This window comes from Mixta mediterraneensis, assembly GCF_014946725.1.
In the GTDB taxonomy this organism is placed as follows: Bacteria; Pseudomonadota; Gammaproteobacteria; order Enterobacterales; family Enterobacteriaceae; genus Pantoea; species Pantoea mediterraneensis.
Map to the genome: position 1 here is coordinate 36,766 of NZ_JACFXY010000012.1, position 12,883 is coordinate 49,648.

The 12,883-nt window shown below is 52.1% G+C and carries 9 protein-coding genes and 1 pseudogene; 2 read left to right on the forward strand and 8 right to left on the reverse strand.

What is annotated here, in order from left to right; all coding sequences use genetic code 11:
- Positions 1-6: 6 nt before the first annotated feature.
- The 7 genes and pseudogenes from rfbB to trxA all read right to left on the reverse strand — a co-directional run bounded on the left by rfbB (position 7) and on the right by trxA (position 7,850).
- Positions 7-1,075, reverse strand: a pseudogene (gene rfbB / locus H2P46_RS18210) (dTDP-glucose 4,6-dehydratase).
- Positions 1,072-2,331 carry a UDP-N-acetyl-D-mannosamine dehydrogenase gene (gene wecC, locus H2P46_RS18215; RefSeq protein ID WP_193406285.1) on the reverse strand — a complete coding sequence of 420 codons (1,260 nt, stop codon included), beginning with the start codon at positions 2,329-2,331 and terminating at the stop codon, positions 1,072-1,074. Before wecC ends, rfbB begins: the two are co-directional and overlap by 4 nt.
- On the reverse strand, positions 2,328-3,458 hold the full coding sequence (gene wecB / locus H2P46_RS18220; RefSeq protein WP_193406286.1) for a non-hydrolyzing UDP-N-acetylglucosamine 2-epimerase: 1,131 nt from the start codon (positions 3,456-3,458) through the stop codon (positions 2,328-2,330). Before wecB ends, wecC begins: the two co-directional genes overlap by 4 nt.
- 10 nt (positions 3,459-3,468) lie before the next feature.
- Positions 3,469-4,518, reverse strand: a complete 1,050-nt coding sequence (gene wzzE, locus H2P46_RS18225; RefSeq protein WP_193406287.1) for an ECA polysaccharide chain length modulation protein — start codon at positions 4,516-4,518, stop codon at positions 3,469-3,471.
- 27 nt (positions 4,519-4,545) lie between these two features.
- On the reverse strand, positions 4,546-5,631 hold the full coding sequence (gene wecA, locus H2P46_RS18230; protein ID WP_193406288.1) for a UDP-N-acetylglucosamine--undecaprenyl-phosphate N-acetylglucosaminephosphotransferase: 1,086 nt from the start codon (positions 5,629-5,631) through the stop codon (positions 4,546-4,548).
- Positions 5,632-5,912: 281 nt separating this feature from the next.
- A complete protein-coding gene (gene rho, locus H2P46_RS18235) occupies positions 5,913-7,172 on the reverse strand; it encodes a transcription termination factor Rho (protein ID WP_193406289.1) in 1,260 nt (419 codons plus the stop codon).
- A gap of 345 nt (positions 7,173-7,517) precedes the next feature.
- A complete protein-coding gene (trxA, locus tag H2P46_RS18240; RefSeq protein WP_003851963.1) occupies positions 7,518-7,850 on the reverse strand; it encodes a thioredoxin TrxA in 333 nt (110 codons plus the stop codon).
- Between the two features lie 117 nt (positions 7,851-7,967).
- Between trxA and rhlB the strand changes: the two genes are divergently transcribed.
- Together rhlB and ppx are read left to right on the forward strand one after the other, a co-directional pair.
- Positions 7,968-9,260 carry an ATP-dependent RNA helicase RhlB gene (gene rhlB / locus H2P46_RS18245; protein WP_193406290.1) on the forward strand — a complete coding sequence of 431 codons (1,293 nt, stop codon included), beginning with the start codon at positions 7,968-7,970 and terminating at the stop codon, positions 9,258-9,260.
- A 7-nt stretch (positions 9,261-9,267) separates the two neighbouring features.
- Positions 9,268-10,752, forward strand: coding sequence for an exopolyphosphatase (gene ppx / locus H2P46_RS18250; RefSeq protein ID WP_193406356.1), 1,485 nt, complete (start codon positions 9,268-9,270; stop codon positions 10,750-10,752).
- 64 nt (positions 10,753-10,816) lie between these two features.
- Here ppx and rep read toward each other — a convergent pair whose 3' ends face one another.
- Positions 10,817-12,838, reverse strand: a complete 2,022-nt coding sequence (gene rep / locus H2P46_RS18255) for a DNA helicase Rep (protein WP_193406291.1) — start codon at positions 12,836-12,838, stop codon at positions 10,817-10,819.
- Positions 12,839-12,883 lie beyond the last annotated feature (45 nt).

Here is a 12,883-nt window from a genome sequence, read left to right on the forward strand (position 1 = left end):
CGCGGGTTATTGCGACAAGCCGAGGCGCTCACCATGATAGCGGTCATCAAGAATTGCCTGCCACCAGTTGGGATTATCGAGATACCAGATAACCGTTTTGCGCAGGCCGCTTTCAAACGTTTCCTGTGGCGTCCAGCCTAGCTCACGGGCAATTTTACTGGCATCAATGGCATAGCGCTGGTCGTGACCAGGGCGATCGGCAACATAGGTGATCAGGTCGCGATAATTTGTCAGGCCGGCGGGTTTACGATCTGCGGCCAGCTCTTCCAGCAACGCGCAAATCGTTTCTATTACCTCAATATTCTTGCGCTCATTGTGGCCACCGATATTGTAGGTTTCGCCCACTTTGCCACTGTTTACCACGGCGTAAAGCGCGCGCGCATGATCTTCAACATACAGCCAGTCGCGAACTTGTTGCCCGTTGCCATAAACCGGTAAGGCTTTACCTGCCAGCGCATTGATGATGGTGAGCGGAATCAATTTTTCAGGAAAGTGGCAGGGGCCGTAATTGTTTGAACAATTGGTGACGACCACGGGCAAGCCGTAAGTACGCAGCCAGGCGCGAACCAAATGATCGCTGCTGGCTTTAGTTGCGGAATAGGGGCTGCTTGGCGCATAAGGCGTGGTTTCGGTAAAATGACGCCTCGTCATGAAGATCGCCAAAGACCTCATCAGTAGAAATATGATGGAAAATAAAGGATTTTTTCCGTTCGTCCGCCATCGTATTCCAGTAAGAACGCGCGGCTTCAAGCAGCTGATAAGCGCCTACAATATTGGTTTCTATAAAAGCAATCGGCCCATCAATTGAGCGGTCAACATGACTTTCTGCCGCCAGATGCATAATGCAGTCGGGCTTATAGTGCTTCAATACCCGATCCAGCTCTGGACGATCGCAAATATCCACCTGTTCAAAAGCGAAACGCGTATTCTGAGAGACGCTTGCCAGCGATGCAAGATTGCCCGCATAGCTGAGCTTATCTACCACCAATACGCGATGATCGGTTTCGTTGATCAGATAACGCACCAGTGCTGAGCCGATAAATCCGGCACCGCCAGTAATCAGAAACTGTTTCATCGCCACACGCCTTTAGTATCCACAATCCAGCCTTGTGTAACCTGCGCCGCATCGATGGCGCGGAATTCACGGTGATCGACTAACATCACCAGCAGATCGGCCTCAGCAATGGCTTGCTCACAGGGGACCAGCCTAGCGTGTTTGTTCAGCGTGGAAGGGATCTGGCTGATATTTGGCTCTACTACCCAGGTTTTACCGCTATGCCATTCAGCAATCAGCTGGGCGACACCCATCGCCGGGCTTTCGCGTAGATCATCAATATTGGGTTTAAATGCCAGACCAAAACAGGCGATGGTTAACTCGCTGGCACGCTTGCCAGTTTGGGTCAGGCACTCCGCCAATGCTTTTTTAACCTGATCCAGCACCCAATGCGGCTTGGCATCATTAACCTCACGCGCGGTACGAATCAGGCGTGCCAGTTCAGGATTTTGCGCCACAATGAACCAGGGATCGACGGCGATACAGTGCCCGCCTACGCCAGGGCCAGGCTGGAGAATATTGACGCGTGGATGGCGATTCGCTAAGGCGATTAATTCCCAGACGTTAATTCCCTGATCTGCACAAATCAGCGATAATTCATTAGCAAAGGCGATATTAACGTCACGAAAACTGTTTTCGGTGAGCTTGCACATTTCTGCGGTGCGTGCATTGGTTTCAACGCAGTCGCCTTTTAAGAATAGGCGGTATAGCTCGCTGGCGCGCGCGGAACAGGCGGGCGTCATGCCACCAATCACCCGATCGTTATTTATCAGTTCCACCATCACCTGACCGGGCAATACCCGCTCTGGGCAATACGCGATAAAAACATCCGGCGCATCATCCTGCTGGGGAAAGCGCAAATCAGGGCGGACCGCCGACAGCCATTCAGCCATTTGCTCGGTGCTGCCAACCGGCGAAGTGGATTCCAGAATCACCAGATCGCCTTTTTTCAGCACCGGGGCGATCGATTCGGCCGCCGCTTTGACGAAGCGTAAATCGGGTTGATGGTCGGCCATAAATGGCGTTGGGACTGCGATCAGAAAAGCATCCGCGGCCTCCGGCTGCGTGGTTGCACGCAAATCGCCTCGCGTCACGGCGTCATGCACCACACTGTCTAAATCGGGTTCGACAATGTGAATCGCTCCACGGTTGATGGTTTCGACAGCGCGCGCGTTGACATCTACGCCCACCACCTTTTTTCCTTTTGAAGCAAAAACGGCAGCGGTGGGCAGCCCAATATAACCCAGCCCAATCACGGAAATGGTTTCAAAACTCATAAATCAACTCTGCTATCTTGTAAGGCTTGCAAAATGCGTCTGCAGGCTTCGCCATCACCATAAGGATTGTGAGCGTGGCTCATTGCCTGCCAGGCGGCTTCATCCGTTAGCAACTGACTTACTTCATTGACGATTTTTTCAGTATCGGTGCCGACCAGTCTCACCGTTCCTGCTTCTATTGCTTCCGGACGTTCAGTCGTATCGCGCATCACCAACACCGGTTTACCCAGCGACGGCGCCTCTTCCTGAATGCCACCAGAATCGGTAAGAATCAGCCAGGCACGGTTCATCAACCAGACGAACGGTAAATATTCTTGCGGCTCGATCAGGACGATGTTTTCGATGCCGCTGAGAATGCGCTTTACCGGTTCGCTGACGTTAGGGTTGAGATGTACCGGATAGACAATTTGCGCATCGGGGTGCTGGCGGGCGATTTGCGCCAGCGCACTACAGATGCGTTCAAAGCCATCACCGAAGCTTTCTCGGCGATGGCCGGTGACCAGGATGAGCTTTTTGCTGTTGTCGAGAAACGGATAGGACGCTGCCAGCTGGGCATTGAGATCGCTGTCATCCAGGATCCGATCGCGCACCCACAACAGCGCGTCGATGACCGTATTGCCGGTAACAAAGATACGTGCATCCGCCAGGTTTTCCCGCAGCAAATTCTGGCGGGAACGCAAAGTGGGAGTGAAGTGCAGGCTGGCAAGATGCCCTGTCAGCTTGCGGTTAGCTTCTTCCGGCCACGGTGATGACAGGTCGCCAGTGCGTAGACCGGCTTCAACATGACCCACAGGAATTTGCTGATAAAACGCGGCAAGGCTCGCCGCCAGCGTGGTGGTGGTATCGCCATGAACCAGGACGACATCGGGTTTGAAGTCGAGTAAAACGGTTTTCATGCCCTGCAAAATGCGACAGGTGATCTCGGTTAAACCCTGTTCAGGACGCATGATGTTGAGATCGTAATCAGGCTGCAGCTTAAACAGGCGCAGCACCTGATCGAGCATTTCACGGTGCTGCGCTGTCACACACAGGCGGGATTCAAAGGCCGGATCTTGCGCCAGTGCTTTCACCAGTGGCGCCATTTTGATGGCCTCTGGGCGAGTACCAAATACTGTCAGAACTTTCACACTGTTTCTCTCAATGACGCGGTTCTAACATCGGACGCGGACGGCGCGCTAACGCCACACCAGCACCCACCAACGCGCCAACGGCGCCCCACATGATCATCATGAACAGACGACGCGGGCTGTCACGCGAGACAGGTTCTTCCGGCGTGCGCAAATAGCGATAGGTCTGGAATTTATTGTTCAGCGTCAGACCGGCCTGCAATGTTGTGAGCATGGCTCTGTTCTGATCATAACTTATATCGTAAGTCGGACCGGTCGCCTGCAATGTCTCTAACTGGCCTTGCAGCATCGGTTGACCCAGCAAAAACAGATCGCTGTCTGCCAGATTTTCTCCGGCTTCACGCGGCTGCTTTTCATGAATTCCTTGCTGGCTGGCGATCTTTAATGCCTGCTGTAAACGGCGCTGCTGGCGTTGGAACTGTGCGTTTGCCACATCTTCCTGACGTTTGACCTGTGCCTGTAACTGCGCGCCACGTGCCTGCCAGGCACCTTTGAGCTCCGCGTTTAAATGACGTGCTGCCCGTTCGCTGGCGTAAGCAATGTACTGTCGCAGCAGGTTATTGGCATCGCTGGCCGTTTCGGCTTTCAGTTTGACGTTATCAAACGTGTTACGCGCTGTATCGCCAGGCGTGAACTGGATATTACCGATCAGATCGTCCAGCAGGGCCGCATCGTTATGCGCATTACCGGTTTTGCGGCTTTTATAATAGTTGGTTTGCTGCCAAAACTCGCGGCGTGTATCCCACGATGACAGCTGCATGGTGAATTCCTGATACACCTCATCCATTACGGTGGGCGAAGGCGCGCTCAGCGTAAGCGCGTTATTGCGCACATCGAGATTGCCAAGAAACTGCTGTTGGGCATAGTACGAACCCAGCATGTTTACCGTTGGGCGATCGGTAATCGCTGTGGTGCTCCATACCTGCTTCATCAATAGCGTTGCCAGCCAGGCCACCACGGCAAACAGCAGCGCAAAACCGACAATCCAACGCTTTCCACGCCATAAACAGCAGCACAGGCCGCGAATATCCAGTTCGTTCTCCACAACGTCAGAGGGCATAACAGGGGTATCCTTTATAAGATCTTATCAGGGTAATTTTTTCTTCGCGTCTCGGGCGCTATGGATACGACGTTTAATGCGCCGGATGCGTCGCGCAACACGCCACGCATGTTTCAGGCAGTAGCCGTAAACCATAAAAGCAAGCAGAAACAGCACCAGCATCACCCATTCGGGGATAAAGGCAAGATATTCACCCAGGACACCAATCCCAGCGAAAATCGCCGCAGCAATGGTGATTAGCATAAATGCCTGTCGTGAGCAAAACCCGGCACGCATAATTAAATGATGAATATGCTGACGATCGGCAGAAAAAGGGCTCATGCCTTTACGCAAACGGCGATACATAATCGCGACCATATCCATCAGAGGAATAGCGATTAGCCACAGCGCGGTAACCGGCGTGATTGGATGACTCAATCCCTGGGTCGTCTCCAGCAAAATCCAGATGATGGTGAAACCGATCATCGTACTGCCTGCATCGCCCATAAACACTTTATAGCGACGACCGAGGAAACCGAGATTGAGCAGGATATAAGGCAACGTGGCGGCAATCATCGCAAAGCACCACATGGCGAGACTGGTTTGGCCGTCAAAATAGAGAATAATGCCCATCGCGGCAAAGGTGACGGAGGAAAGGCCGCCAAGCAGCCCGTCAATGCCGTCCACCATATTAAAAGCGTTAATCGCTGCCCACACGGCGAACAGGGTCAGGACGTAGCCAAACGGCCCAACAATCAACTCCACCGGACCGATAATAAAGCCAAGGCTGAGCAGATAAAGTTTGGCTCCAACGATCATTACCACCGCAACAATGGCCTGCACGACAGCGCGAATTTTGACGCTAATATCAAAGCGATCGTCCAGTGCACCCACTAACACCAAAACCCCCGCGCAGCCCAAAAAGAGTAGCGCATGCGGCAAATAATAATTGGTAATCGCGAAGGTAAAACAGATGCCGGCGTAAACAGAAATGCCACCAACCAACGGAATCGCTCCGTGATGGCGTTTACGCGAATTGGGCATGTCAACCAAACCAATTTTTTTAGCTGCTTTACGAGCAAAAAAGAGGAATATTAAAGAAAAGAGAAAAATTAAACCAAGCTCAGTACTCATAGTGAGTAAATTCACGTTAAACGCTCTCAGCTAACATCTTGGACAACGATACGCGAAAATCTACTGCTACCGCTGCGCCAGAATCCGAATTCTGCATCAAGAAGTGTGTGAATGTTCAATAATTCACCACCACTACCACAGTCATTATCAATACTCCTGTCAGAGTTCAATCCTATAGCTCAGAAATGAAAAACGCCACGTTAAGACGTGGCGTAGGTGCGATTTCCTGCTCATTTCAACTAAAAAAGCTGAAACAATCGGTCAGATGACTTTTGACGAGATCAGGAACGCTTCATCATGTCGAAAAATTCATCATTGGTTTTGGTCATTGCCAGCTTGTTGATGAGGAATTCCATTGCGTCGATTTCGCCCATTGGGTGAATAATCTTACGCAGAATCCACATCTTCTGCAGCTCTTCCTGCGTGGTCAGCAGCTCTTCTTTACGCGTACCGGAACGGTTGTAATCAATCGCCGGGAAGACGCGTTTTTCAGCAATTTTACGTGAGAGATGCAGCTCCATGTTACCGGTGCCTTTAAACTCTTCGTAAATAACCTCGTCCATCTTCGAACCGGTATCAACCAGCGCGGTCGCGATGATAGTCAGGCTGCCGCCCTCTTCCACATTACGGGCTGCACCGAAGAAACGCTTCGGACGGTGCAAGGCGTTGGCATCCACACCACCGGTCAATACCTTACCGGAAGCAGGAACTACGGTGTTGTAAGCACGCGCCAGACGCGTAATGGAGTCGAGCAGAATAATCACATCTTTTTTGTGTTCGACCAGGCGCTTGGCCTTCTCGATCACCATTTCAGCAACCTGAACGTGACGGGAAGCCGGTTCATCAAAGGTGGAAGCAATCACTTCACCTTTAACCAGACGCTGCATCTCAGTAACTTCTTCAGGACGCTCGTCAATCAGCAGCACCATCAGTACGCAATCCGGGTAATTATACGCCAGGCTCTGCGCAATATTCTGCAGCAGCATGGTTTTACCGGCTTTCGGTGGCGCCACAATCAGACCACGCTGACCGCGACCGATTGGCGAAGCCAGATCCAGGACGCGCGCGGTCAGGTCTTCAGTTGAGCCATTACCCCGCTCCATACGCAAACGGTTGTTAGCATGCAGCGGCGTGAGGTTTTCGAACAGAATCTTGTTGCGCGCGTTCTCCGGCTTGTCATAGTTGACTTCGTTAACCTTCAGCAAGGCAAAGTAACGCTCACCTTCTTTTGGCGGGCGGATCTTGCCAGAAATGGTGTCACCAGTGCGGAGGTTAAAGCGGCGGATTTGGCTGGGAGAAACGTAAATATCATCGGGACCGGCGAGGTAGGAGCTGTCTCCAGAGCGGAGGAAACCAAATCCATCCTGCAATATCTCCAGCACGCCATCACCAAAGATGTCTTCGCCGCTTTTCGCGTGCTGCTTCAGGATTGAGAAAATAATGTCCTGCTTGCGCATGCGAGCCTGGTTTTCCAGCCCCATATTTTCGCCGAGGGTAATCAGCTCAGAAACCGGCGTGTTCTTTAATTCGGTAAGATTCATAGTGATGGGTTCTTAAACTCGGGGTAATACTCGGAATGTTTGTCGTGAGTAGTATGGCAAATAATCCATGCCTGTTAATGGCTCTTTTCGACTCTTCTCGACGATCATCGTCAGGGATGGCGACTGGAAGCGAGGAGACGGTCGATTGCGATGCCTAAGTTGGAGCTAACCGTCAGATTGCAGAACCGCTGTTATAGGTACAGTGCGACAGGGTTCAACAAAGGAAAACTTTTAGATGCTAACTACAAGGTAAGTGCGTAATGCAGCTTTGGTAAATTAGCACACCTGAAAGCGAACGTCCAGCGGCAGGGAAAAAATTCGCCCGTGCTGAACGTTCGGCCCCGATTAGGCCAGGTTGGCGTTCAGGAACTCTTTCAGTTGACCTTTGGACAAAGCGCCCACTTTGGTCGCGGCGACTTCACCGTTTTTAAACAGTAGCAGCGTCGGAATACCACGAATACCGTATTTCGGCGCGGTGCCTGGATTGTCGTCGATGTTCAGCTTAGCAATGGTCAGTTTACCATCGTACTCTTCTGCGACTTCATCAAGAATCGGGGCGATCATTTTGCAAGGACCACACCATTCAGCCCAGAAATCTACCAGTGTAACGCCGTCAGCTTTTAGCACGTCGGTGTCGAAACTGTCATCGGTCAGGTGAACGATTTTATCGCTGCTCATGTTTTACTCCACAAGATTATGCCTGGCGAATTGGCGTAAAATATACCAATGTAGGTTGACTTTATTTCATAGGATACGCTTTCGTAAAGCGATAATAAGCTGATATTCTACCACACTATGAGCAAAACAAACTTAACCGACCAGAAGTTTTCCGACTTCGCCCTGCACCCTCTGGTGGTGGAAGCCCTTGATAAGAAAGGCTTTCATAACTGTACGCCGATTCAGGCGTTAGCACTGCCTTTTACGCTTTCAGGGCGTGATGTCGCAGGTCAGGCGCAAACCGGTACCGGCAAAACGATGGCGTTTCTGACGTCAACGTTTCATCATCTTCTCTCAAACCCTGCGGCGGAAGGTCGTCAGGTCAATCAGCCACGCGCATTAATTCTGGCACCAACGCGTGAACTCGCGGTGCAAATCCATGCCGACGCAGAACCCCTGGCCTCCTCAACCGGGCTGAAGCTCGGCCTGGCTTATGGCGGCGATGGCTATGACAAACAGCTTAAAGTGCTGGAAAATGGCGTTGATATTCTGATCGCCACCACCGGTCGCTTAATCGACTACGCGAAACAGAATCACGTTAACCTCGGCGCTATTCAGGTAATGGTGCTGGACGAGGCCGATCGCATGTTCGATCTCGGCTTTATTAAAGATATTCGCTGGCTGTTCCGCCGTATGCCGGCTGCTACCCAGCGTCTGAGCATGCTGTTTTCTGCCACCCTTTCCTATCGCGTGCGTGAACTGGCGTTTGAGCACATGAACAACGCCGAATATGTCGAAGTGGAACCCGAGCAAAAAACCGGACACCGCATCAAAGAAGAGCTTTTCTATCCGTCTAACGAAGAGAAAATGCGTCTTCTGCAAACCTTGCTGGAAGAAGAGTGGCCCGATCGCGCAATCATTTTCGCTAACACCAAACATCGCTGTGAAGATATTTGGGGCCATTTGGCCGCCGATGGTCATCGCGTCGGTTTATTAACCGGTGATGTAGCACAGAAAAAACGATTGCGTATCCTTGATGACTTCACCAAAGGTGATGTCGATATTCTGGTTGCTACCGATGTTGCCGCACGTGGCCTGCATATTCCTGCTGTCACCCACGTCTTTAACTACGACCTGCCGGACGATCGCGAAGACTACGTTCACCGCATTGGCCGAACCGGACGTGCCGGTGCCAGTGGTCATTCCATCAGCCTGGCGTGCGAAGAATATGCGCTGAACCTGCCCGGCATTGAAGAATATATTGGTTACAATATTCCGGTCAGCAAATACAACAGCAATGCACTGCTGAGCGAATTGCCACCGCCAAAACGTCTGGCGCGTAGCCGTTCGGGCAACGGACCTCGTCGTGGCGGCAACAATAGCAACCGTCGCGGCGCGCCACGTAACAACAACCGTAAACGTTCGAGTTAAGCTCACCATGCTAAGCGCATCGTCACTTTATGCTGCGATTGATTTAGGTTCTAACAGCTTTCATATGTTGGTGGTGCGCGAAGTGTCTGGCAGTATTCAGACCGTCGCGAAAATTAAGCGCAAGGTGCGCCTTGCTGCAGGTCTGGATAAGAGTAACCAGTTGTCAGCCGAAGCGATGACGCGCGGCTGGCAGTGTCTCAAGCTGTTTTCTGAACAGCTGCAGGATATTCCCTTTGATCAAATTCGCGTCGTGGCAACCGCCACGCTGCGTCTTGCGGCCAACGCACAACAGTTCCTTGAAACTGCGCAGCAAATTCTCGGTTGTGACATCAACGTCATCAGCGGCGAAGAAGAAGCTCGCCTGATTTATCAGGGCGTGGCGCATACGACTGGCGGTTCCGATCGGCGTTTAGTTGTGGATATTGGTGGCGGCAGCACCGAATTAGCGACTGGCGACGGCTCTCACGCCACAGTGCTGTTCAGCTTGCCGATGGGTTGCGTGACCTGGCTGGAGCGTTTTTTCAGCGATCGCCATCTGGCAAAAGAAAATTTTGCACAGGCTGAACAGGCGGCACGCGAAATGATTCAGCCCGTTGCGGCACAACTGTGCGAACAAGGCTGGCAAGCCTGCGTAGGCGCGTCGGGCACCGTTCAGGCGCTACAGGAAATCATGGTGGCACAAGGGATGGATGAGCGCATCACCCTGAGTAAACTTCAGCAGCTAAAACAGCGTGCCATTCAGTGTGGCAAGTTAGAAGAGCTGGAGATTGAAGGCCTGACGCTGGAACGCGCATTGGTTTTCCCCAGCGGCCTGTCTATTTTGATCGCTATTTTCCAGGAACTGCGTATCGAAAGCATGACGTTGGCAGGCGGCGCGCTACGGGAAGGGCTGGTTTACGGTATGCTACATTTGCCGATCGATCGCGATATTCGCACTCGTACGCTGCAAAATGTTCAACGCCGCTTCAGTATTGACATTGAGCAGGCCGGGCGCGTACGTCAGCTGGCGGAAAGTTTTTTCCGTCAGGTCAGCACGCCATGGAAACTCAATCAGCGCTGTCGTGATTTACTGCTTAGCGCCTGCGCCATTCATGAAATCGGCCTGAGCGTCGATTTCCGTCAGGCTCCTCAACACGCAGCTTACCTCGTTCGTCATCTCGACCTTCCCGGCTTTACGCCCGCTCAGAAAAAACTGTTGGCCTGCCTGCTGCAAAATCAAAGCGGCAGTATTGATCTGGCATTGCTGACTCAGCAAAACGCCGTGCCGCCACGTTTAGCAGAGCGTATGTGTCGTTTACTGCGGTTAGCGATTATTTTTTCGAGTCGTCGACGCGACGATACGTTACCCGCGGTGCGATTGCAGGCGGATGATGATGCGCTGCATGTGACGTTACCGGCTGGCTGGCTGGATATACACCCGTTGCGGGCTGAATTGCTTGAGCAAGAGAGCCACTATCAATCCTATGTTCACTGGCTCCTCACCCTTTCCTGAGTCGAACCCGCTGTTTCTACTGATGGCTGCCTATGCCCAACGCCCATCGTCCGATAAACTCACCTTACGCTTTCTTTGCTTTTTCCAGCATTGCCCGTAATCCGGCTACGCGGCTCTGACCCGTTTTCATGCGCTCCTCGGCGCTCACTGCTTTGCGCTCGGTTTCCCACACCACATCGTCCTGCGGCAGCTCAAGTAAAAAGCGGCTTACCTCCGGCCGTACCAGCTCACCGTATTGACGCCGCTCGCGACACTGGGTAAAGGTCAGCTCTTTCTGCGCCCGCGTGATGCCTACATAGGCAAGACGCCGTTCTTCTTCGATATTATTCTCATCGATGCTGCTCTGATGCGGCAGTAAACCTTCTTCCATGCCGACCAGGTAAACATACGGAAACTCCAGCCCTTTTGAGGCATGGAGCGTCATCAGCTGAACCTGATCCAGTTCTTCATCGTTCTCACCACGTTCCATCATGTCGCGCAGGGTAAAACGCGTCACCACCTGAGCCAGCGTCATCGGCTCATCCAGATCGGTACCTTCCAGCATTTCGGTCATCCACTGGAACAGCGTATTAACATTTTTCATGCGCATTTCAGCGGCTTTTGGACTGCCAGATGTTTCAAACAGCCAGCTTTCATAATCAATACCGCGAATCAGGTCACGCACCGCATTGACGGGTTCGCGCCCGGTAAGTTGAATGATCTCATTCAGCCAATGCGTAAAGCGTTGCAAATGCTCCAGTCCACGTCCGTTCAGCGTTTGCCCCAGCCCAACGTCAAAGCTGGCGTTAAACAGACTTTTGTTACGAAGACTGGCCCATTCGCCCAATTTTTGCAGCGTAGCCGGACCAATCTCGCGACGTGGCGTATTAACAATGCGCAGAAACGCGCTGTCATCATCGGGGTTAGTTAATACGCGTAAATAGGCCAGTAAATCTTTGATTTCCGGGCGCGAGAAAAATGAAGTACCACCCGAAATACGATACGGAATGCGGTTCTGCATCAGCTGCTTTTCAAATACGCGTGACTGATGATTGCCGCGATAAAGAATGGCGTAATCTTTGTAAGCTGTCTTGTGGATAAAGTGATGCGCGATCAACTCACCCGCAACGCGCTCCGCTTCATGCTCTTCGTTATTCGCAGTCAGCACCTTTAGCTGATTTCCTGGACCCAGTTCGGAAAACAAGCGCTTTTCAAACACGTGCGGGTTATTGGCGATCAGAATGTTGGCCGCTTTGAGAATGCGCTGTGATGAACGGTAATTCTGTTCAAGTTTGACAACTTCCAGCGCCGGAAAATCGTCTTTTAACAGCACCAAATTTTGTGGTCGTGCGCCGCGCCACGAATAGATTGACTGATCGTCATCGCCCACCACGGTAAAGCGCGCACGCGCGCCGACCAACAGCTTGACCAGTTCATACTGGCTGGTATTGGTATCCTGATACTCATCGACCAGCAGATAACGAATACGCTGCTGCCAGCGTTCGCGCACTTCCGCATTGCGCTGCAGCAGTAGCGTCGGCAACAAAATTAAATCATCAAAATCCAGGATGTTGCAGGCTTTCAGATGTTGATCATACAGGGCATAGCAATGGGCAAAAATATTATCGCGTTCGGAACGCGCCAGCGCAGCAGAACGTGGCGGATCGACAAGATCGTTTTTCCAGCCTGAGATAGTAGAGATCAGCAGCTGCAGCTGGGACTTATCTTCCTCCAGCCACTGTTTGGTCAACTCTTTAAGCAAGGCAAGTTGATCCTGATCGTCAAACAGCGAAAAGTTCGATTTGATGCCCAGCGCGGCCGTTTCGCGTTTAATGATCTCCAGACCCAGAGTATGGAAAGTGGAAATCATCAAGCCACGAGCTTCTTTGCGGCCCAGCGTTTGCGCCACACGCTCCTTCATTTCACGCGAGGCTTTATTGGTAAAGGTCACCGCCGCAATATGACGTGCCTGATAACCACATTCCCGGATCAGGTGCGCAATTTTATTGGTAATGACGCGGGTTTTTCCCGATCCCGCACCCGCCAGCACCAGGCAGGGGCCGGTGACAAATTCGACAGCACGTTGTTGGCCGGGGTTTAGACGCATAACGGAAATTCACTCAGTTGGCAGAGAAAAAGGTATCACACCTGC